The organism is Mucilaginibacter inviolabilis (assembly GCF_011089895.1).
GTDB classification, from domain to species: domain Bacteria; phylum Bacteroidota; class Bacteroidia; order Sphingobacteriales; family Sphingobacteriaceae; genus Mucilaginibacter; species Mucilaginibacter inviolabilis.
In genome coordinates this window covers 649,527-673,626 of sequence record NZ_JAANAT010000004.1, presented here as the reverse complement: position 1 = coordinate 673,626, position 24,100 = coordinate 649,527, and the positions used below count along the sequence as shown (strand labels likewise).

Here is a 24,100-nt window from a genome sequence, read left to right as displayed (position 1 = left end):
TTTTAGAATCCAACATTTAACCCAAGACTAACTAAACGTGTTGGAGAATAACCATTAGCCGAAACTCCGCTGTATGCATAGGTTGGATCCATACCTTTACGTTTTGAAATTAAACCAAGATTTTCGCCGCTTACATATATCCGCGCATTACGAACATCAATTTTTGACACCCAGCTTTGAGGCAGGGTATAGCTAAAAGTTGCCTGTCTGAAGCTTAAGTAGGAGGCATCAATCAGGAAGCGGTTGGATGTTGCATTATTATAGGTTGACAAACCAATATCCATACGGGGCACATTAGTAACATCGCCTGGTTTTTGCCAGCTTTTCAGCGCATCAACATGCAGCGCGCCACCATAACTTGAGTATGACATTAAGGATTGATAATTACTGTCATAAACTTTACCACCTACAGAATAATTGATCAGGAAGCTCAGTGCAAAGTTCTTATAGCTAAAGTTATTGGCGAAACTTCCAAAGTATTTTGGTATGGCCGAGCCCGAATAAGCAAATAAAGCATTATTGGGATTAGTTGTATAATCGACACCATTAATGGTACGGCTTTGCGCAGGATTACCTACGGCTATACTTTTGTCTCTAACGTACAAAGAAGAACCATCCGAAGGATCAACCCCACCCCATTGACGTAACCAGTAATCATAAATAGAATGGCCAATAGCTAATTGCTTGGTACCGGTAATGATAGTTGGTTGTCCGTCAGGCATTTTGGTGATCCTATTTTTGATAATCGACCAGTTTAAAGTTGCATCCCATTTGAAATTCCTACTTTTTACTATATCGCCGGCAATCTGAACTTCGATACCCTTATTATACATAGAGCCGATGTTTTTTGCAATAGTACCTACCCCAGAAGATACAGGAAGAGGAACAGCAAATAGTAAATTACTTGATTTTCTGTTAAAAACCTCAACTGTACCATGTAATCTATTTTTAAACATTCCATACTCTACTGCGATATCAGTGGAGTAATTGGTTTCCCACTTCAGGTTAGGAGTTGGCAAACTATATAATAATAAACCAGGCTCCGAAGCATTGTTATTGTTCAGGTTATAAAGCGACTGGTAGTTATAGTAAGTTTCATTACTATTCACATCAAGCAGTTTATCGTTACCAACAGAACCGTAAGAAGCACGCAGCTTTAAATAATTAAGCCAGCTAACATTATTTAAAAAGTTCTCAGCACTTACTAACCATGCGCCACCTACCGAAAAGAAATTACCCCATCTGTTTTGTTTTGAAAACTTGGATGAACCATCGGCACGATAACTTCCGTTTAAAAAATACTTACTATCATAGTTGTAATTTACCTGTGAAAAATAAGACTCTAATTTATAAACATCAGTATATGAGTTTAAGTTACTGGTAGTTGTAAAGTTTGCCAGTTCGGTAATGCCGTCAACAACCTGGGTATTGCGTGAGCCTGTAAGGTATTTGTATTGATACTGGTAATTTTCATGACCGGCTATTGCGCTAATGCTATGCTTGTCAAGGTTTTTATTATAACTCAATATCTGGTTGATAGTATATGACGTGGTTGTAGATGCACTTACAGAAGCCCGGCCACCAGGTGCACCGTCGCCTACTATTTTGTTATCATAGGTTGATGCATCATAATTATCAATATCAACGTTAGCACTTGGAGTAAACTTAAAATCTTTCAAAAAGGATATTTCACCATAAGTACGGGCACTCAGAACATTACGTTTAAATAGGTTGTTATTTAACAATGTTTCTTCAACCACATGCCTGCCATTACTTGCACCGGCCGGGCGGGCGGCGCCAAGATCATAAACTTTGTTGCCATTTGCATCTAAAACAAATGCCCCGCTTGCATCATGAACGTATACCGGGTATATGGGTCCTATACCACGTGCAAAACTAAAAATGTTATTGTAGGCTGTAGTACCAATACCACTTGCCTGATTCGACTTGGTAATATTTCCTGCCAGGTTAAGTCCGGTTTTAAACCATTTCACAGGTCTGGCATTTAAACTTAATCTACCAGTAAATCTTTCATAATCAGACTTCTGTATATATCCCTTATCATTTAAATAACCCAAGGATAAGAAATAATCGTTTTTATCTGTAGCGCCGCTGTAATTTAAATTAGCATCGGTTCTTTTGCCGGTACGCTTCAATGGGGCATACCAATCAAAATCATTGTATAAAAGCTTAGCATCAGGATTAAGCTTACCATCCGTTCCTACTATACTATTATCCGCTACGTTAAAAGGATTATAACCTAATAGGCCTTTTATCGCTCCTGAAGCTTTTGTTGCAGCGTCAGCAGCACTGATACCCGTACCACTTGCGGGGTAAACAAGGCTATTTTTATAGGCTTGCCATGCTAATGGATAATATTGTTGAGCATTAACCCGGTCATACTCAGGCACCCCTCTTGAGCTTATACCCTGGTTAATATTTAAGTTTAACTGGTCATGTCCTTTTTTACCTTTCAGTGTGGTAATAATAACTACACCATTTGCTGCCCTTGAACCATATAATGCCGACGCCGACGCATCTTTTAATACAGATATGTTATCAATATCATTAACATTTAAATTTCCTATACCAAGGTCATATACCGAACCATCCACTACATATAAAGGCTCACTTGAAGCATTTATAGATCCAATTCCACGAATTCTGACAGATCCTGTAGCACCCGGTTGACCGCTACCCGCTGTTACCTGTATACCAGGGGCGGCACCTTGTAATGCATTATTAACATTGGTTAACGTTCTTTGCGCCAACGCATCTTTATTAATAGTAGCTACCGAACCTGTTAAAGCTTCTTTCTTGGATGTTCCATAAGCCACCACAACAACTTCTGTTAATTGTTTGTTAACGAGATCCAATTTTACATCAATTTTTTGCGATGAACCCGCTTTAACAGTTAGTGTGTTGTATCCAATAAAACTAAATACCAACGAATTTTCGCCAGATGCAGCACTAATGGTATACACACCATTAGCGTTGGTTTGTACACCCCGGTCAGTACCTTGAATTTTAACAGAGACCCCTGATAATGGCAATCCATCGTCAGCGCTTGATACCTTTCCAGTAATTTTTCTGACCTGAGCAAATACACCATTTAGTGAAATAATACTTAAGACAAAAAACAAGAGTAATGTTTTCTTCATACTTTTTTTGTTTTAGTTTTTATATAAATTAATTGTGATGAAAGTATGAATTTTGTATTTAGTAACATATGATTGTTACATAGTAAATGACATTTTACAATAAAATGACTACTTTATTAACATTATTACCTAGTTATCATTGAAATATTCTCTTATTTCCTTGGATATAATTAACCGGCAATAAACTCATTTACAACAACTAACAACATTATTTATTCCTATTTGGGCTATTAAACTTCACTACTATTAATAAATACAGCAATCATCATCCAGGTACCTGAAGGTATTTTGTCAAATAAATAATTTACGCCACTTTAGCTTATCGTTTTAAAGCAATATATAACCTCACATCAGCATGAAAAATATTACCGTAATAGGTTCAGGAACAATGGGCAATGGCATTGCCCATGCTTTTGCGCAGCATAATTTTGAAGTGTCATTAGTTGATATTAACCCCGACGCTTTAAATAAAGCTATACAAACCATCACCAGCAATCTCGATCGCCAGTTAAAAAAAGGGGCTATAGATGAACAATTAAAAAATGATACGCTTAGTCGTATTAAGACTTACACCGATTTGCAACAGGGAGTGGCGAATGCTGATCTGGTTATAGAGGCCGCTACGGAGAACAGGGACATTAAATTGAAGTTATTCAGGCAGCTCAGCGATATTTGTGGTGATAAAGTGATCCTCGCCTCCAATACATCGTCCATATCCATTACCCAAATTGCTGCAGTTACTAAAAATCCGGGCAATGTGATAGGCATGCATTTCATGAACCCCGTACCGGTAATGAAACTGGTAGAAGTGATCAGAGGTTATGCTACTACCGATTATGTTACTCAAACCGTAATGCAATTATCCAAAACATTAGGCAAAGACCCGGTTGAAGTAAATGACTACCCCGGCTTTGTGGCCAACCGGATCTTAATGCCAATGATTAACGAGGCTATTTATACGTTATATGAAGGGGTTGCCGGTGTTGAAGAGATTGATACCGTGATGAAACTGGGCATGGCTCACCCCATGGGCCCTTTACAATTGGCCGATTTTATAGGGCTTGATGTCTGTCTGGCTATTTTAAAGGTATTATACGATGGCTTTGGCAATCAAAAATATGCACCTTGTCCGTTATTGGTGAATATGGTAACAGCAGGCCATTTGGGTGCAAAATCAGGAAATGGCTTTTATAAGTATACCCAAGGCAGCAAAGAACTGGTAGTAGCTGACAAATTCACCAAAAATTCATTAAACCTATAATTATCTTAATGGTCTATAATCTGTAAGCATTTTTAATTAAAACACTTTACAGATGAAAAAGATAGCGAAAATAGGATTATTACTGGCCTTAACCGGCACTTTATTCAGTTCATGCGCCGCCGACTATTATGTAGCCGAACGCCCTGTTGAACCGGTATATGTACGCCCTGTTGCTCCCTATCCCGGCGCCTATTGGGTTCCCGGCGAGTGGGCCTGGCGGGGCGGAAGATATGCTTATATTAATGGCTACTATGCCCATCCTCGCCCTGGCCGTGTTTATGTACAGGGATATTGGCACCCCGTTCATCGTGGATACGCATGGCATCGAGGTTATTGGAGATAAGCTGCAAATGTGCAGATATGCAGATGTGCAAATGATGGATGGATAAAAAAAGACCTTGCTGAACTCAGCAAGGTCTTTTTTTATTTACACTTTATAATTAATCGTTTATTCATTCGCGCATCTGCATATCCGCACATTTTCACATCAAACTACATTCGCTCAGGTACATCAATACCCAGCAGGTTCATGGCCTTACTGATCACTTTGGCCGATGATGCCGATAACTGCAAGCGAAATTGCTTTGATATCTCGTCCTCGGCCTGGAGGATTGATTTTTCGTGATAGAATTTATTGTAAACCTTAGCTAGTTCGTATACGTAGTTTGCTATAACTGCCGGACTATAGTCATTAGCTGCTGTATGGATAACATCAGGAAACTGAGTTAACAATACGATCAGATCACGCTCAACATCTGCAAGTTCTGCAATTTCAACTGTAGTATTAACCTGATAATTGGCTCTGCTCAACACCGATTTGATACGGGCATGGGTGTATTGTATAAATGGCCCGGTATGCCCTTGAAAATCAACCGACTCATTAGGATCAAACAACAAGCGTTTTTTAGGATCAACCTTTAAAAGAAAATATTTCAGCGCCCCCATACCAATAGTGTGGTATAACTGTTGCTTATCTTCTTCACTAAAGCCATCAACCTTGCCCATAGCTTCGGTTTGTTCCTTAGCGGTAGCTTCCATTTCGGCCATCAGATCATCGGCATCAACTACAGTACCCTCACGTGATTTCATTTTACCCGATGGCAAATCAACCATACCGTACGACAAGTGGAACAAACCATCTGCCCCGGCTTTACCCAATTTACGCAATATCAGGAATAGTACTTTAAAGTGATAATCCTGCTCATTACCTACCACATAGATTGATTTATCCATGTGAAAGTCGTTATATTTTAACTGGGCAGTGCCCAAATCCTGGGTAATATAAACTGATGTACCATCGGAGCGTAATACCAGTTTCTCATCCAATCCATCAGACGTTAAATCTATCCAAACAGAGCCATCTGGCTTTTTGAAGAAAACACCTTTTTCCAGGCCTTCTTCTATAATATCCTTACCTAAAAGATAGGTATTTGATTCGTAGTAATATTTATCGAAATCAACGCCCAATTGCTTGTAGGTTTCAGCAAACCCTGCATATACCCAGCCATTCATGGTTTTCCACAGATTGATCACCTCAGAATCACCAGCCTCCCATTTTTGCAGCATTTGCTGAGCTTCTTTGATAACAGGAGCATTCTTTTTGGCTTCATCCTCACTTTGCCCTTCAGCTTTCAGCTCTTCGATCTGAGTTTTATAAGCCTTATCAAAAAGCACATAATATTTACCTACCAAATGATCACCTTTCATACCCGACGACTCAGGTGTTTCACCATTGCCAAACATTTGCCAGGCCAGCATGGATTTGCATATGTGTATACCGCGATCGTTCACCAGGTTTGCTTTTACTACTTCATAACCGGCCGCGCCTAATATCTGCGCTACAGAATAACCTAAGAGGTTATTACGGATATGTCCCAGGTGCAGTGGCTTGTTGGTATTGGGTGACGAATATTCCACCATTACTTTTTGACCATTGGACTTGGTTACGGCAAAACCACCCGGCAATATATGGCTATATAATTGACCAATCCAGTATTCATCACTGATAGAAATATTCAGAAAACCTTTAATCACGTTAAACGCGGCAATTTCCTTTACTTCATTTTTCAGGTATTCGCCTATTTCGGCACCCGTTTGCTCTGGGCCTTTGCGCGAAAATTTGGTAAAAGGAAATGTTACTATAGTTATTTGCCCTTCAAATTCTTTTCGGGTTTCCTGTAAACTTATAGCAGCCGGGGCTACATCTGTTTGATATAGTTGTTTTATTGCTTTAACAGCCGCCTCAATAATAAAATCCATTCGGCAAAATTAATTAAATTGCTAATATCCTTGTTATAATAAAATGTTGATTATTCTCAATAGATTTGCTCTTCTCATACCTATTTATGACACTTAAAAACAACGATTTTAAAATAGATGTAGCCTCCGAAATTGGAACACTCCGTACCTTACTCATCCATAGTCCTGATAGCGGACTTGGTAAAGTAGTACCCTCAAAAGCCCAGGACTGGCTGTTTGAAGATATTGTACATCTGGATACCATGCGTAAAAACGAATATGATTATTACGTAAAACTGTTGCTTTATTTTTTAGATCCGGATAAGATCAAAGGTAAACTACAGCAAGTTGATCAAGATCATCAACGTGCATTTTTTAAACCTGACAATCCTGATTTTCATGCTTCGGGAAAAGTAATTGAGATACAAACCCTGCTTGCCGATATTTTAAAACAAGCCGATATCCGCGAAAAACTGGTAGCATCAGTTTGCGCTATTGAAAGCTGTAATTATCGTCTGCAGCAGCAATTAATTGATACCGATCCTGTTGAGCTGTCTAAAATATTTATATCGGGCTCATTAAGTACCGAAGAAATGATCTTCGCGCCAATACCTAATCTTATTTTCTCGAGGGATATTGGCATTGCCATTAATAACCACATGCTGTTGAATAAGCCTGCAAAAAAAGCACGCTTCCGCGAAACATTACTGGCACGATATATATTTTTTAATCATCCATTGTTTACGGAGTACCGCAACAACATTTTAGAGATACCGGAAACCGCACAGCATTTTTTACGCCCCGGCGAAGACAATCTCGAAAAAACAACCCTGGAGGGTGGCGATGTAATGATGGTAAGTCCACAACACCTGGTTATCGGCTGCAGCGAACGCACCTCAATCAGCGGAGCCAATGAAGCCATTAAACTTTTGTTTGACAATGATGTAGTGAAGAAAGTAACCATTGTAAAAATTCCGCACAAGCGCGATTACATGCACATTGATACGGTTTTCACGCAGGTTAAACGCGATACCTGGGTACTGTTACGCTCGCTGGCTGTTGCCGAAGCCCCTATTGAAGAACAAGAGCCTATATCCTGGTTTGCTGATAAAAAACAAAAGGAACGACCAGAAATTGTACAATTTGAAAAAGGCGAGAAGCCAAGATTATTTGGCTGCATTGAAGATTTGTTAGCAGATATCAGCGAAAATGATTTGCAAAGCGGTCATAAAACAAAATTCATCTACTCGGGCAATAATACGTTCCCATTTGATGCCCGTGAACAATGGACAGATTCTTGCAACCTATTGGCCATTAAAGAAGGCGTAGTTTTAGGATACGATCGTAATGATAAAACCGTGGAAGCCTTTAAACAAAACGGCTTTAGTGTGATTAGAGTAAATGACCTGCTGCAGAAATTTGAATCCGGCGAACTTGATCCGCAAAACCTGACCAACACTTTAATTTTAATGCCATCGGCAGAGCTTTCCAGAGCCCGCGGTGGTTTTCATTGCATGAGCATGCCGCTTTTAAGAGATAAAGTTTTATAATCATCAATTTATTGGGTCATTAAGTCATTTTCTAAAAAAACTTAATGATCCAATGACTAAATGACTTAATGACTAAATAAAATGACCAACCATCAATCAACCAATAATATATTAATGATCAGGCCGGTAAGTTTCGGCTTTAATGAACAAACAGCCGGGAGTAACGCTTTTCAGAACCGTGATGCGGATCAACAGGCTGTGCAGGATAAGGCCCTGACAGAATTTAATGGTTTTGTAAAAACACTGAAAGAAAATGGGGTAAATGTTACTGTGGTTGATGATACTCCACAGCCGCATACACCCGATTCTATCTTTCCGAACAATTGGGTATCGTTTCATGCCGATGGTCAGGTGTTTTTATACCCCATGCAGGCCGAAAACCGTCGGTTGGAACGAAGGGAAGACCTCATCAGTAAACTGGAGGATCATTTCAAGATAAACCATGTTATAGATTTAAGTCGTTTTGAAGACGAAACCAAATTTCTGGAAGGTACAGGCAGTATGGTACTCGACAGGGAAAATAAAATAGCCTATGCCTGTCTTTCTCCCCGTACAGATAAAGATGTGTTGAACCTATTTTGCAAACAGGTAGACTATCAGGCCATCAGCTTTGACGCGGTTGATGAACATGGAAAAGCTATTTATCACACCAATGTACTCATGTGCATTGGAAGTGGGTTTACTGTTATTTGTTCCGACAGCATTCCTAATCCTCATGAAAAAATAGAAGTTCTGGAATCGCTGCGATCAACCCAAAAAGAAATTATTGAAATATCATTTGAACAAATGAACCGGTTCGCCGGCAATATGCTGGAGGTAAAGAACAAGACTGACGAAACCCTGATCGTGATGTCGAAAAATGCTTACGATGCACTTCATGAAGACCAGAAAAGCGCACTCCAAAAATACGGAAAGTTGGTTTATGCTGATATCAATACGATTGAAACCAATGGTGGCGGCAGTGCCCGTTGCATGATGGCGGAAGTGCATTTGCCTGCCGCATCAGATCATTAGTTTGCCCATCCATCATTTTGCACCAAAATGTATACAGCTTTCTGACACTTGGCACAGAAAAATTTTCTTACAGGCAGAAAAAATAAAATATTTTTAACAAACCAGTTTCTGTGCATTTGAAAATGAAACTGATTTTTACAGGTAGAACAATAGTACTTTTTGTTGTTATAATTTCGCTCAACCATAATTAATCAAAAGATAATTAATATAGCTAAAATAGAAATAATAAACAAAAAATTAACTATAAGGAATAAAATTTATGTAAACATTTATAACAAATATATCTTTTAACCGGCATCCAAAATAAAAGTGTCTTGAATAATGCACCTCTTGGAATCCTTTCAACCTGTGCTGCACCGCATTTTGTACAAAATAGTTGTCTCCTATTAAGAGTATTCGAATGAGAGGTTGTTATTGACTTTAGCGACATAAATTACCCTTTATATAATACAATAATAACCACGAGTGAACAAAATGAATGCCACACAGCAACTATCTTAACTATAAAATAAAAACTTTACTTTAACAAGATATCTTTTACGTTTTTTCCAATCTCTTTTTACCGGTTTAAAGCATTATCAGGCAACCCATATGACACATTATAATTCGCTGATTATTAACCCCAAAACGGCATGAACATACCATCCCCTACTGCTTGCTAAATAAATTACATTCAAACTATAAAATTTATCCTAACAATTAGCCGTTAATTCCGTTTAAAAATCACATTTTTGCCCCAAATTTTTTAAGGATGCAGAGTTACCAGGAATTTCTTGATTTGAGTGTAGGTTTCCCGCAGGATGGTTTTGAAATCATCGACGATGAACTATACTTTCAGGACCTTAATTTAATGGAGATGATCGAAACGTACGGTACGCCACTTCGTTTCACTTATCTGCCCATGATAACCAAGAAAATACAGCAAGCTAAGCTGTTATTTCAACAGGCTATCATCAAAAACAATTACCGTGGCAGTTATAAATACTGCTATTGTACCAAGAGTTCGCATTTCAGGCACATTGTGGAGGAAGCGTTGAAAAACGAAATCCACCTGGAAACATCCTCAGCCTTTGATATGCCGATGATTGATGCTTTAGAGAAAAAAGGCGCGGTAACCAAGGATATCACCGTAATATGTAACGGATTCAAAACATTCCAGTATAAAACCTATATTATCGACATGCTGCATGATGGTTTTAAAAACATCATCCCGGTACTGGATAATAAGGAGGAATTTAACCTGTACGATGATGAGATTGAAATGGATACCCCATGTAACCTGGGTATCCGTATAGCGGCTGAAGAGCAACCCGACTCGCAATTCTATACCTCCCGTTTGGGTGTACGTATGGAAGATGTGATCGATTTTTATCATAACAAGATCGAAGAGAATCCTAATTTCCAGGTAAAACTCTTGCACTTTTTCATTAATTCCGGTATATCAGATACTCCATACTACTGGAACGAACTAGAAAAATATGTAACACTTTACTGTAAGTTCAAGAAAGTAAATCCACATCTGGATACATTGGATATTGGCGGTGGTATGCCTTTCAAAGATTCATTGGTGTTTGATTTTGATTACGAGTACATGATCAACGAGATTGTGAGCCGTATTAAAGAGATCTGCGCTGATAACGACACTGTTGAACCGGATATTATTACCGAATTTGGTAAATACACAGTTGCCGAAGCTTCAGGCATTCTTTATAAGGTGTTAGGTCGTAAGCAACAAAATGATCGTGAAAGATGGTTGATGCTGGATGGTTCATTCATTACCAATTTACCAGATGTTTGGGCTCTGAACCAAAAATATATCCTATTGCCTATTAACAACTGGGATTCGGAATATGAGCGCGTAAACCTGGGTGGTATAACCTGCGATGGCCAGGATTATTATAACCAGGAAGCTCACATGAACAGTGTATTTATGCCTAAAACCCGTAAGGTACAGTACCTGGGCTTTTTTAACACAGGAGCATATCAGGAAGTACTAAGCGGATATGGTGGTATACACCATTGCCTGCTTCCTTCACCGAAACACGTGATCATCCGTCGTAACCGCGACGAAACATTCAACTTTGAGGTGTTTGGTGAAGAGCAAAACAGTAAACAGGTACTGAAAATACTGGGTTATACTACATAAAAGTTTGCAGTTCCGAGTTGATAGCCAATACAACTCTTCCCATACTTATAGCGATAGATTGAATCTATCGCTATTTTTTTGACCGTTGATTTTCATGATTTCGTTGATAACGCTGATTATTTTGAATCCTAATTCAAACTGCAAACTCACTTCGCCGAAGCTACTCCCCAGTAACAACTATTTCTGATCTTTTTTAAAATCTCAGGTGTTATGCTGGACATGGGCTGCTGATATTTACCTTCGTTATTAAGCAAATACATCGTTCCGCTTTGATTATTATAGGCATAGGAGCATAAATTATGCTCTTCCCCATCTTCATTTTTCCGAACATCTATTCTGATTCCATCGGTCAGGTTGGATTTATTTGCTGGCTCTGCCGGGGCTGAAGCTCTGATCCAATTAACAGTATAAGCTATATTTTGTGACGATACCGATGCTGTATTTTGTTTATAACTTTTGCTGGCCTGTATCACTTGCAGCAAGCATTTCACGCAAGGTTCTGCCACAGTAGCAGTACCATAGTTTTTCTGCGGGTTATTAATCACACTATCCTTTTTGCCCGCTACCTGTATAGTAGTTTTTGTAATATCGGCAGATACCGGTTTGGTTTTGGCATGTTCGCAGGCAGTTAAGGCTGCCATCATTATACAAAAACAAGTATTCAATTTTAATACCCTCATGCAAAATAACCTATTCTTTATTGTATATACAGCAATGAAAGCTTTTTGTGTTAACCGTATGTAAACTACACTAGCTCAAAACGACAAAATCACTGCCATTTTAATTTAAACAAGTTATTTATTGCATTTAATGGACATGAAAAGACCTGATTTTCTATAAAAATTTCTTAAAATTGTCTGATTTAATTTTCCCTTGCTGCTAAACATGCCTGCAGGACTTAATCATCACAACAATTTTCAAAAAACCGGGTTATACCTGGTATAATTTAACTTGAGCGTACCTCTACAGGTATTATAAAAAGATGACTAATAGCGATAAAGTTTCAGAATCAAAGGTTGACGTAGTTTTAATTGGCGCAGGTATCATGAGCGCTACATTGGGGGTAATGCTTAAAGAACTGCAACCCGATTTGACCATTGAAATTTTTGAACGACTTGAAGTTATAGCTGCGGAAAGTTCGGCCCCGATGAACAATGCGGGTACCGGCCATTCTGCTTTCTGTGAATTAAATTATACTCCCGAACTTCCTGACGGGACCGTTGAAATAAAAAAAGCCATTAAAATTGCCGAACAGTTTGAGATATCTAAAGAATTCTGGTCATATCTCATCGAACAAAAATATATTCCATCGGCACAAAGCTTTATCCGCAAAGTACCCCACATGAGCTTTGTTTGGGGACCTGAGAATGTAAATTATTTAAAAAAACGCCAGGAAGCCCTTACCAAACATCACTTTTTTAAGGGAATGCTTTATTCTGAAGACAAAGCACAGCTTCAGCAATGGATTCCGCTGGTGATGGAAGGGCGCAGCGAGAATGAAAAAGTTTCGGCCACATTCATGGGTTTAGGTACTGATGTAAACTTTGGCAGTTTAACCAGTAGCTTACTTGATCAGCTGAAACAAAAAAATGGAGTTGCTCTTCATCTTAACCATGATGTACGTAACCTTAAACGTAATAAAGACAATAGCTGGCAGGTGACCGTAAAAGACAAAACAACCGGTCAAAAAAGAAAACTGACCTCTGATTTTGTGTTTGTTGGAGCCGGTGGCGGTGCTTTACCCCTATTGCAAAAATCGGGTATTGCCGAAAGCAAGGGCTTTGGCGGTTTCCCGGTAAGCGGGCAATGGCTGGTGTGTAACAACCCTGATGTTGTTGCGCGTCATGAAGCCAAAGTATATGGTAAGGCATCTGTGGGTTCGCCGCCAATGTCGGTGCCCCACCTGGATACCCGGATGATCAATGGTAAAAGAGAATTGCTTTTTGGCCCATACGCCGGCTTCTCCACCCGCTTTTTAAAAAGAGGCTCATTGCTTGATTTGTTTTGCTCCATCAAGCTAAATAATATATGGCCCCTGCTTGCTGTAGGACGCGACAACTGGCCGCTTACCAAATATCTCATCAGCCAGGTATTACAATCGCCTACAGATCGCTTAAAGGCTTTACAAGAGTACATGCCTACTGCCAAGGCAAACGAGTGGGATCTGGATGTAGCCGGCCAACGTGTACAGGTGATTAAAAAGGACGCCAAACATGGCGGTGTACTGGAATTTGGAACTGAAGTAGTAACATCAGCCGATGGCAGTATATCGGCATTACTCGGCGCGTCACCCGGCGCATCAACTTCGGTACCTATCATGATCCAGTTAATAGAGCGTTGTTTTAAAACCCACATCAAAACTGATGAGTGGCAGCAAAAATTAAAAGAAATGATACCATCGTACGGGCAATCATTAGCTAATGATGAAGCCTTGAGTGAAGTTACCAGGACCAGAACAAGCAAGGTGTTAGGAATAGCATAGAAGACCCCAAATAAATAAATAAAAAAAGAGGCTGTATCATAAAATCATGATCAGCCTCTTTTTTTATTTATTCAGATACTTAAGCAACGTATAGTCTGAGGTTGGGTTAACTCCATTAACAAAAGTGGGTTTACATGGTTTACACTTTTTATGGCTAAAACCAATTTAAATACCTTACAATCAATTCGTTATGGTTTTTTATTCAAAAATTATGTAAACCCACTTTTGTATAATATTACCGGCTAAGTTTTAACTCATAAGAAAAACGACACCAGTGATGTCTGTTTTCAAACAGACAGTTCCCGAAGATGGCCAATTCGATTTATGATACAGCTTCTTTTTATTGAAAAGCTTCTGAAAACAAATAATCTACTGAAAAACACCGGCATTCATACCACTGTTAACAGCTGTTTCTTTAACCTTAAATTCGGCTGCTTGCCCCAGCAGGGTAGTTTTAAGGAGGAACGGTATGCGGATGCCTCCGTTGATACCCTCATAATCAGCAAATTCCGTCACTGAATTCACAGAGCCTTCAACTACTTGTTTTATTTTAAGACCAGTTTTCTGGCTATAAAAATTCCGTATTTGTGTTCCTTCGGCCAGGTTTATATCAATTTCATAAGCCAGGTCGCCATTTACAATCTTCAGGGTAGAGTCGAGTTCCATAGCATAGCTACCTTTTTCATAGTCGAGCTCGGGGAAAGGTCTGCTTTTTGCTTTTATTATTTTTTTGCCGCCTTCATCCAATGGTATTTCCCGGCTTAATTGCTGTATACTGATACGCTCACCATTCACCAAAACATGAGCTACAACTAAATTATTGTACGATGGTACGGTTATCTGCTGAAAAAACATATCAGGTGATCTGTACCGGCTAACCATCTGCACTTCGGAACCCTGAACGGTACCCGTTGAGGATATTTGCAGATCTTTTATATTTTTCAGTTTCTCGGTGCCGCCTATAGCATCAATATATGTTTTGATAACACTGGCAGCTGTAGTACCGGCGGGCACAGGCAATCCGCTGAATGAATTATTCTCAGGATTGATATCAGGCAAAAGATGATCGGGATCAAGTACAGCCGAAACAATTTTTGAAGTTGATTTATAGTGAAATGTCCAAACTCCGCCACGCTGCCATATTTCAACCGGGAGCTTTACAGTAGCGGTTTTACCGTTTTCTTCTTTGATGAGTATAGTTACCGGTAAAGCCATTTCTTCCAGGTTCTCCAACGTAATCAATGCTCCCTTGGAGGCATCACCATCTGGGTAAGTGATATCCCTTATCCCCTGGTCAAGCTTCCAGGTAGTGAAAAACCATTCATTCCAAAACCAGCTCAGATCTTCACCTGCCGCATTATCCATAGTATGGAAAAAATCCCATGGCGTAGGGTGTTTAAATGCCCAGCGTTTGATATAGGTTTTAAAGGCATAATCAAAGCGTTGTTCACCCAAAACCTGCTCACGCAGAATAGCCAATCCAAGTGCCGGTTTTTCATAAGCAGCTGCGCCTAAATAATCAGCCTGAATCACATCGGGGATAGTCATGATTGGCTCCGCTTCGGGACTAAATAATTGCAATGCGGCCTTTTGCTGATCGGGCTTTACATAAAACTCACCGTTGTTAAATACTTTGGTATCTACATTATTTAAAAACGTATTAAAACCTTCATCCATCCATGCATATTTACGCTCGTTCGATCCCACAATCATAGGGAACCAATTGTGTCCAAATTCATGATTGGTCACTTCCCATAACTCTCCTGCTTTATTCTCCGATCCGCAAAAAACAATTCCCGGGTACTCCATGCCACCAACTGTACCCGCCACATTGGTAGCTACCGGGTATGTATACTCAAACCATTGGTTGGAGTATAGCTCAATGGCACCCTTTACATATTCTGTAGAACGGCTCCAGGATTGCTTACCCTTACTTTCAATTGGGTAAACCGATTGTGCCAGGGCTTTTTTTCCGCTGGGCAAATTAATGCGTGCCGCATCCCATATAAATGCTTTTGAGGCAGCCCAGGCTACATCCCGCGCATTTTTGCATAAAAAATGCCAGGTAAGGGTTGATTTTTTAGAATAATCATCTTTTCGCAAAATATCAGCAGAGTCTTTGATCATGACTGTCTTATCACTTTTCCGGGCTTCGGTCAATCGTTTCAGGGTAGTTGGGGAATATACTTCGGTTGGATTAAGCAATTCACCGGATCCTACTACGAGCAGACTGGCCGGTGCAGTAATCGTAAAATCAAAATTGCCATATTCCAGGTAAAACTCTCCGGCACCAAGATACGGCAGCGTATTCCATCCGCTTACATCGTCATAAACCTCCATACGAGGGTACCATTGCGCCAATTCATATATCCAGCCATTTTTGGTAAGCAGGCGCCCCATCCTATCGGTACCATATTGCGGAATATCAAACCCATACTCAATCCTGATCTGTAGCTTGTTTCCATCGGCCCGTAAAGAATCTTTCAGCTTAATTTGCAAACGGGTATCGGTCACTAGGTAATCCGCTTTTTCCGTTTTGCCATTTTTAGTCACGAATATGGCTTTTATCTCATCGCCTTTGGTATAAGTACGATTGTTAAATCGCCCGCCGGTTATCGGACTGGTAGCTTCGGCCCTCGAATCTTCCCGGTAAATATTTTGTTCTACCTGTAACCACAAAAATCCCAGTGCGTCTGGGCTGTTATTGGTATAGGTAATCAGCGCAGTGCCATCAATACGATGTTTTAGCGTATCTAAAGTAACATTCAGCTTATAATCGGCCCTATTTTGCCAATACTTTAATCCTGGTGCCCCCCCGGCATTTCTGAATGCGTTACCTTTTTCGGGATAAAAACCGGGGTTGAATACTTTGTGCTGATCGTATTTTACGCCGGACTGATCGGCGTTTTGCGCATATCCGTTAAAGGTTATGACACAGAATAGTATACAAAGCGTTAGGTTATAAAGCTTCATGTAGGTGATTTATCATTTATAAACGCCAAGATATTAAAATTATGACGATGCCATTAACACAATTGAACCGTTATAACATATTTTAACATATCATTACTGTTACATACTTCGCCCTGTCTTATTTGCTTTATTATAACCGCACAAAAACAGTATGTAAACCATTATCTATTTTTTATATTTTTGCGGATGATAGAGAGTGTGCAAAATCGCGGCTCCGAATCACATTCCTAATAAATGGATATATCAGTAGTAGTACCGCTTTATGACGAAATAGAGTCCTTACCGGAGTTAACCTCCTGGATAAGCCGGATAATGGACGAAAACCGCTTTACTTACGAAATCATGCTTATTGATGATGGCAGTAAAGATGGTTCATGGGAAATGATTAAAAAACTACAGCTAAACAACCCTTTTATTAAAGGCATTAAGTTCAGACGCAATTACGGCAAATCGGCAGCATTAAATACCGGTTTTGAAGCAGCTAACGGTAATGTTATTATCACCATGGATGCCGATCTGCAGGACAGCCCTGATGAGATACCGGAACTATACCGCCGTATCACCGAAGAAAATTATGACCTGATATCGGGATGGAAGGCTAAAAGATACGATCCGCTGAGTAAAACCATTCCCACTAAGTTGTTTAACGCGGCAACCCGTAAAATGAGCGGTATCAACAACCTGCATGATTTTAACTGTGGTTTAAAAGCCTACCGTAAAACAGTAGTTAAAAACATTGAAGTTTACGGTGAAATGCACCGCTATATACCCGTACTGGCCAAATGGGCCGGCTTTACCAAAATTGGCGAACAAGTGGTTGAACACCGTGCACGCAAATACGGTAAAACAAAGTTTGGCATGAGCCGCTTTGTAAATGGATTTCTGGATCTGCTCTCGATATTTTTCGTAGGCAAATTTGGCAAACGTCCTATGCACTTTTTTGGAACCATGGGTACTTTGAGCTTTTTTGCAGGATTAATTATCACCATCTGGATTATCAGCGAAAAACTTTACCTGATTGCCCACAATGCAAAATACAGAGACATAACAGCTAACCCGCTATTTTATATAGCGCTTGTTGCTATTATTTTAGGCTCTCAACTATTTTTAACAGGTTTTGTTGCCGAGCTGGTTTCCAGAAATTCAAGCGAACGTAATAATTACCAGATAGAAGAGATTATTTAAAACAGATGTGAGATGTGAGATATGAGATTTGAGACTTAAAAAAATGTCTTCCATCTCATATCTCACATCTCATATCTCACATCTAAAACATGTTTTTTTCCCTCATCATTCCACTATATAACCGCCCGCAGGAAATCAAAGAACTGCTGGAGACTCTTGTACTACAAACTTATAAAACCTTTGAAGTTTTGGTAATTGAGGATGGTTCTGTAAATGATGCCGAAGCTATCGTAAATAGTTTTAGTGATAAACTGGATGTACGTTATTTTAAAAAGCCTAATGAAGGTCAAGGCTTTACCCGAAATTTTGGATTTGAACGTGCCAAAGGCGATTACTTTATTGTTTTTGACTCCGACTGTCTGATCCCACCCAATTATTTGGAGATTGTAAACAACTCGCTTGCCGCCAACTATCTTGATGCCTACGGCGGCCCGGATGGTGCCCATAGTTCCTTCACTCCCACACAAAAGGCCATCAGTTACGCTATGACCTCTCCTTTTACTACAGGCGGAATACGTGGCAATAAAAAGGCTATAGGGCAATTTCATCCCCGCAGCTTTAATATGGGTATATCCCGCCAGGTATGGGAAAAAGCGGGAGGCTTTATCATTACCCGTTTGGGTGAAGATATTGAATACAGTATCCGCATCCATTCGCTGGGCTTTAAAATTGGATTGATACCCGATGCCGTAGTATATCATAAAAGGCGCACCAACTTTTTGCAGTTTTATAAACAGCTCCACTTTTTTGGCCGGGCTCGTATCAACATCTACAAATTTTTCCCAAAGGAATTAAAGGCCGTACATTTTTTCCCGGCAGTGTTTACCATCGGCGTAATATTAACCCTCATTTTCAACCTGTTAAGTTTGAAAATAGCTATACTGGCTAACATTTTATTAGCAGTTTACATTTTGTTAATATTTTTTCACGCGTGGTGGAAAAATAAATCAGTAAAAATCGCATTTTTGAGCATTATAGCCGCCTTCACTCAACTTATCGCCTACGGGTTAGGATTTATGCAGGATTTTTGGAAGCGTGTAATTTTTAACAGATCATAAGAACCTATGTACCACCCATTTTCTGTTGCAGAAACCATTAAAACTGCATGGAATGTATTAAAAAGGAATTTTGTACCGCTTATAGTTTATTCGGTTATTTCCTTGTTCATTTATGAATTTGTTGATTTCCTGAAAGCATTTATCCTCATTGATGATGATATGGGGAGCCGTTTGGTTATCATTCTCCTGCAAATGGTTGTTCAGGCCTACATCGGGTTAAGTTTTTATAAATTGATACTTACCTTGATGGATAGGGAGTATTATGAATTTGAGTTTAAAGACATCGTACCTTCCTTTAAAATGGCCTTTAATTTCATTATAATTGGCTTATTATTAGGTGTTTTATTTCTCCTGTTATTTTTTCTATATGTTGCAGCTGAACGTTATTTGGGTTATCCGCGAATTTTTGAAGCGTTAGAACTCATACTTATCCTATTCATAGGCTTGCGCTGTATCTTCTGTATTTGCTTTATAGTGGATGATAACTCAGCCCCATTAGAATCATTAAAACAGAGCTTTGAAATAACTAAGGATAATTTTTTTAAGACACTGAGCATATTTTTGATCATCATTGCCATCTTAATTCTGGTACTGATACCCGTAATAGCCATCATGAACTTTTTTGGATTAGATGAGGATAATGGAGGATTTGTATTCAGATTAGCGTTTTACTGCTGGTTTATCCTTACATTTCCGTTCATACAGGTTATCATTATGGTTACCTACCGTAAACTGGTTTACAGCCACCTGGATGTAGATGATGATATTGCCGAAACTAATTAGCTCATGGGACTAAAATCTGCACTAAGCAAGGTATTTGCCGCCGCAGTGAACCGGCAGCTAAACCGGCTACGAAAAAATGCCATAGTACTACAACAAAATACATTTTCTGATCTGATAGACGCAGCTAAAGACACTGTATTTGGGCGTGAACACAACTTCGCAGAGATCAATAACTACAAAGATTTTAAAAAGAACGTACCTATACATGACTATGAGGATCTTCGCCCCTATATTGATCGTGTAGTAAATGGCGAGGAAAACATTTTGTGGCCCGGGAAACCGGCTTATCTGGCCAAAACATCGGGCACTACATCTGGTGTAAAATATATCCCCATATCTAAAGAGAGCATGCCTGAGCATATCAAGGCTGCTCGTAACGCCTTGTTGAGCTATATTCATGAAACCGGCAATACCGGTTTTGTGGATGGTAAAATGATATTTTTACAAGGCAGCCCCACGCTTACGGTTAAGGCGGGTATAGCAACCGGCAGACTATCGGGCATTGTAGCCCATCATGTGCCTGCTTATCTCCAAAAAAACCGGCTCCCCAGCTATGAAACCAATTGTATTGAGGATTGGGAACAAAAGGTTGATGCCATAGTGGAAGAAACTTTTAACCAGGATATGCGCCTCATATCAGGCATTCCACCCTGGTGCCAGATGTATTTTGACAGGTTATCTGCCAAGGCTGGTGGTAAAAAGGTAAAAGATATATTTCCTAATTTTAAGCTGTATGTACACGGTGGCGTAAATTTTGAACCGTACCGCGCCCGCATGGAAGAAAGCATCGGCACAAAAATAGACGCCATAGAAACCTATCCAGCATCCGAAGGCTTTATCGCTTTCCAGGACTCGCAGAAAGAAAAAGGACTGCTTTTGTTAGTCGACTCGGGTATATTTTATGAGTTTATCCCATCAGAAGAATATTTTAACGAAAACCCTACCCGTATCAACTTGAAAGATGTAGAACTGGATAAAAATTATGCGCTCATCATGAATACCAGCGCGGGTTTATGGGGTTATAGTTTAGGGGATACCATTAAATTTGTGTCAAAAGACCCTTATAAAATAGTAGTAACGGGTCGTATCAAACATTACATATCGGCCTTTGGCGAACATGTGATCGGCGAAGAAGTAGAACAATCATTAATGACCGTGGCACAGCAGGAAGGCATTGATGTGGTGGAGTTCACCGTAGCCCCGCAGGTTAACCCTCCGAGAGGACAATTACCCTATCATGAATGGTTTGTTGAGTTTGGCTCAGCACCGGCTGATTTAAAAGCTTTTGCACTTAAGGTAGATAAGGCCCTGCAAAAGAAAAATATTTACTATTTTGACCTCATTGAAGGTAACATTTTGCAACCTTTGATCATCCAAAGCCTGCAAAAGGACTCGTTCATTAATTATATGCGTTCGCAGGGGAAACTTGGAGGGCAAAATAAAGTACCACGATTAGCCAACGACAGGAAGATTGCCGACGTATTAAAGGAATACACTATATAATAAGTAAATTTGACGTTGTTTAGATAAACAGTTTGATCATTTAACCGTTTACCTGACTAACAATTGAAACAGGAATATCATTGATTAATCATACAAAAAACATTGCCATTCTTGGCTCTACAGGTAGTATCGGTACGCAAACGTTGGAGGTGATCAGGAACAATAGTAATTTGTTCAGGGCATTTTTACTTACAGCGCACTCCAATGCCGATCTGCTTATCAAACAGGCTATCGAATTCAAGCCCGAATATGCCATTATATGCGATGAAAGTAAATATCAGGAAGTTAAAGCAGCGTTAACGCATTTGCCGGTTAAGGTTTTGGCTGGTCATCAGGCCATTGTTGATACAGTAACTCACCCCGACATTTCTATCGTATTAACCGCCATGGTTGGCTTTGCAGGTCTTGAACCCACTATTGCCGCTATCAAAGCAGATAAAGATATAGCGCTGGCCAATAAAGAAACGTTGGTAGTAGCAGGAGAGCTGATAACCGGATTAGCCAAACAGCACAACGTAAAGATCTTACCTGTTGATTCAGAACATTCCGCTATATTTCAATGCCTTGCCGGCGAAGAGCATAACCCGGTTGAAAAATTGATCCTAACCGCTTCGGGCGGCCCATTCCGTGGGCGTAGTCTTGACTTTCTGGCCAATGTAACCCGTGAGGATGCTTTGAAACACCCTAACTGGGTAATGGGTGCCAAGATTACCATCGACTCCGCATCTTTGATGAATAAGGGCCTGGAAGTAATAGAAGCGCGTTGGCTGTTTGATGTGGAGGCCGATCAGATCGACGTAGTTATTCACCCCCAATCGATCATTCATTCTATGGCACAATTTAGGGATGGTTCCATCAAGGCGCAGATGGGTTTGCCAGATATGAAACTGCCTATCCAATATGCCTTAACCTATCCAAACAGGATAGCCAACGATTTTAAACGGTTTAACTTTACAGATCATCCTACCCTTACTTTCGAAAAACCAGATTTGGATACTTTTCGTAATCTTAGTTTAGCCTATACAGCCTTAAAACAAGGCGGCAACATGCCATGCATCATCAATGCTGCAAATGAGGTAGTGGTAGCTGGTTTTTTAAGCCACTCTGTCAGCTTTTTAGCCATGAGCACAATTATTGAAGAGTGCATGCAGAAGATCAATTTCATAAAGCAGCCAACCTTAACCGACTATTTGAATACTGATAAAGAAACACGCATCTTTGCGCAAAATTTAATAGAAAAAACGCCGGTAAAGGCAGTACAATTTTAATATACATAAAATTAAATAATGAGTATAGTGATCATGGTGGGCCAGCTAATACTGGGCCTTTCAATTTTAATAATCTTGCATGAGCTGGGACACTTTTTAGCAGCACGTGCTTTTGGCATTAGAGTAGAGAAATTCTACCTGTTTTTTGATGCCTGGAACATAAGTCTTTTTAAATTTACCTTTAAAGGTGTTGAATATGGCATTGGCTGGTTACCCCTGGGTGGCTATGTTAAAATTGCCGGTATGATAGATGAATCAATGGATACCGATCAGCTTGCCGGGCCACCGCAGCCTTGGGAATTCCGTTCAAAACCTGCCTGGCAGCGTCTAATTGTAATGCTCGGCGGTGTTACGGTAAACATTATACTGGGTATACTCATATTTTGGATATTAACCATGCGTTTTGGCGATAGCTATATTCCAAACTCAAGCGCTAAATACGGCATTGTACCTGGCGATATCGGCAAAAAGATTGGCCTTGTAGCCGGCGACAAAATTGTAGCCATCAATGGTAAATCTGTTGAACGCTTTGATGATTTAACCAGCCCTAAAGTATTACTCGAAAACACGGTATTTACCATACAACGCGGAACACAAACAGTAAGTGTTACTATACCACGCACTATATTAAACGATCTTTCTGACCATGGCATTGAGGAATTTATCAGCAGGATTCCCCGTAGCAAATTCATAGTTGACTCTATTATGCCTAACAGCAATGCACAAAAAGCGGGTTTGGCCAAGGGCGACAGTATCGTAGCTGTCAATAACCAACCTATCGCGTTTTATGACGAGTTAAAAGCAGAATTGCTTAAAGACAAAGGCCAAACGGTTGATCTAGGTGTAAAACGCAACAACCAGGTTATTACTTTAAAAACACAGGTAACTATTGATGGAACTATTGGTTTTGCACAATCAAAGAACGATTTACCCGAGGTAAAAACCATTTACTATGGTTTCTTTGGCTCACTGCCTATAGGCGCTTCAAGGGCCTGGGGCACATTTACTGATAATGCTAAAGGCTTAGGTAAAATTTTCAAAGGCGATGTTAAATTCAGCAAAGCAGTAAGCGGACCGGTTGCAATTGCCAACCTGTTTGGCAGCCATGTTGACTGGGTGCATTTCTGGAGCCTGGTAGGCTTTTTATCCATGGTGCTGGCCCTGATGAACTTATTACCAATCCCGGCGCTCGACGGTGGTCATGCACTGTTCCTGATCATCGAAATGATCAAAGGTAAACCACTGAGTGATAAGTTCCTGGAGCGTGCCCAAATAGTTGGTTTTGTAATATTAGTTACTCTGATGGTTTTTGTTTTTGGTAATGATATTGTAAAACAGGTCATGAAAAAATAAACCCAACCAAATAAGATATATGGCCCCTGGAATCAATTCAGGGGCTTTTTTGTTATTATACTCTCAATTTTCCTCATTTGATAAACCTGCGTTTACGCTAACTTTACTTTGTACGATTTTTTATA

Annotated in this window: 16 protein-coding genes; 12 read left to right on the top strand and 4 right to left on the bottom strand. The window is 39.8% G+C overall.

What is annotated here, in order from left to right; all coding sequences use genetic code 11:
- Positions 1 to 2 precede the first annotated feature (2 nt).
- Positions 3 to 3,161: a SusC/RagA family TonB-linked outer membrane protein gene (locus G7092_RS26435; protein ID WP_166094431.1), complete on the bottom strand. Its 3,159-nt coding sequence runs from the start codon at positions 3,159 to 3,161 to the stop codon at positions 3 to 5.
- Between the two features lie 355 nt (positions 3,162 to 3,516).
- Here G7092_RS26435 and G7092_RS26430 point away from each other — a divergent pair, with 355 nt between their 5' ends.
- Both G7092_RS26430 and G7092_RS26425 read left to right on the top strand, forming a co-directional pair.
- On the top strand, positions 3,517 to 4,422 hold the full coding sequence (locus G7092_RS26430) for a 3-hydroxyacyl-CoA dehydrogenase family protein (protein WP_166094429.1): 906 nt from the start codon (positions 3,517 to 3,519) through the stop codon (positions 4,420 to 4,422).
- A gap of 52 nt (positions 4,423 to 4,474) precedes the next feature.
- On the top strand, positions 4,475 to 4,765 hold the full coding sequence (locus G7092_RS26425; protein WP_166094427.1) for a YXWGXW repeat-containing protein: 291 nt from the start codon (positions 4,475 to 4,477) through the stop codon (positions 4,763 to 4,765).
- A gap of 149 nt (positions 4,766 to 4,914) precedes the next feature.
- Here the strand turns inward: G7092_RS26425 and argS are convergent, their stop codons facing one another.
- Positions 4,915 to 6,681: an arginine--tRNA ligase gene (gene argS, locus G7092_RS26420; protein ID WP_166094425.1), complete on the bottom strand. Its 1,767-nt coding sequence runs from the start codon at positions 6,679 to 6,681 to the stop codon at positions 4,915 to 4,917.
- A gap of 86 nt (positions 6,682 to 6,767) precedes the next feature.
- Here argS and G7092_RS26415 point away from each other — a divergent pair, with 86 nt between their 5' ends.
- The 3 genes from G7092_RS26415 (at position 6,768) to G7092_RS26405 (ending at position 11,370) form a co-directional block, all read left to right on the top strand.
- Positions 6,768 to 8,210, top strand: coding sequence for an arginine deiminase family protein (locus tag G7092_RS26415; protein WP_166094423.1), 1,443 nt, complete (start codon positions 6,768 to 6,770; stop codon positions 8,208 to 8,210).
- A gap of 81 nt (positions 8,211 to 8,291) precedes the next feature.
- A complete protein-coding gene (gene ctlX, locus G7092_RS26410; RefSeq protein ID WP_235953940.1) occupies positions 8,292 to 9,224 on the top strand; it encodes a citrulline utilization hydrolase CtlX in 933 nt (310 codons plus the stop codon).
- 751 nt (positions 9,225 to 9,975) lie between these two features.
- Entirely contained in the window at positions 9,976 to 11,370 is a 1,395-nt protein-coding gene (locus G7092_RS26405; RefSeq protein ID WP_166094420.1) for an arginine decarboxylase, read from the top strand.
- Between the two features lie 146 nt (positions 11,371 to 11,516).
- On the opposite strand, the gene G7092_RS26400 is transcribed toward G7092_RS26405, so the two are convergent.
- Positions 11,517 to 12,014 carry a hypothetical protein gene (locus G7092_RS26400; protein ID WP_166094417.1) on the bottom strand — a complete coding sequence of 166 codons (498 nt, stop codon included), beginning with the start codon at positions 12,012 to 12,014 and terminating at the stop codon, positions 11,517 to 11,519.
- A gap of 338 nt (positions 12,015 to 12,352) precedes the next feature.
- On the opposite strand from G7092_RS26400, the gene G7092_RS26395 reads away from it, so the two are divergent.
- Entirely contained in the window at positions 12,353 to 13,852 is a 1,500-nt protein-coding gene (locus G7092_RS26395; RefSeq protein ID WP_166094415.1) for a malate:quinone oxidoreductase, read from the top strand.
- Positions 13,853 to 14,221: 369 nt separating this feature from the next.
- On the opposite strand, the gene G7092_RS30720 is transcribed toward G7092_RS26395, so the two are convergent.
- A complete protein-coding gene (locus G7092_RS30720; protein WP_166094413.1) occupies positions 14,222 to 16,825 on the bottom strand; it encodes a M1 family metallopeptidase in 2,604 nt (867 codons plus the stop codon).
- A 234-nt stretch (positions 16,826 to 17,059) separates the two neighbouring features.
- Here G7092_RS30720 and G7092_RS26385 point away from each other — a divergent pair, with 234 nt between their 5' ends.
- The 6 genes from G7092_RS26385 (at position 17,060) to rseP (ending at position 23,975) form a co-directional block, all read left to right on the top strand.
- Positions 17,060 to 18,010, top strand: coding sequence for a glycosyltransferase family 2 protein (locus G7092_RS26385; protein ID WP_166094411.1), 951 nt, complete (start codon positions 17,060 to 17,062; stop codon positions 18,008 to 18,010).
- Between the two features lie 89 nt (positions 18,011 to 18,099).
- On the top strand, positions 18,100 to 19,068 hold the full coding sequence (locus G7092_RS26380) for a glycosyltransferase family 2 protein (RefSeq protein ID WP_166094409.1): 969 nt from the start codon (positions 18,100 to 18,102) through the stop codon (positions 19,066 to 19,068).
- A gap of 6 nt (positions 19,069 to 19,074) precedes the next feature.
- Entirely contained in the window at positions 19,075 to 19,851 is a 777-nt protein-coding gene (locus tag G7092_RS26375) for a glycerophosphoryl diester phosphodiesterase membrane domain-containing protein (protein WP_166094406.1), read from the top strand.
- A 3-nt stretch (positions 19,852 to 19,854) separates the two neighbouring features.
- Positions 19,855 to 21,354: a GH3 auxin-responsive promoter family protein gene (locus G7092_RS26370; protein WP_166094403.1), complete on the top strand. Its 1,500-nt coding sequence runs from the start codon at positions 19,855 to 19,857 to the stop codon at positions 21,352 to 21,354.
- Between the two features lie 80 nt (positions 21,355 to 21,434).
- Complete coding sequence (locus G7092_RS26365) at positions 21,435 to 22,622, top strand: 1-deoxy-D-xylulose-5-phosphate reductoisomerase (protein WP_202985425.1); 1,188 nt, start codon at positions 21,435 to 21,437, stop codon at positions 22,620 to 22,622.
- Between the two features lie 18 nt (positions 22,623 to 22,640).
- Entirely contained in the window at positions 22,641 to 23,975 is a 1,335-nt protein-coding gene (rseP, locus tag G7092_RS26360) for an RIP metalloprotease RseP (protein ID WP_166094399.1), read from the top strand.
- Positions 23,976 to 24,100 lie beyond the last annotated feature (125 nt).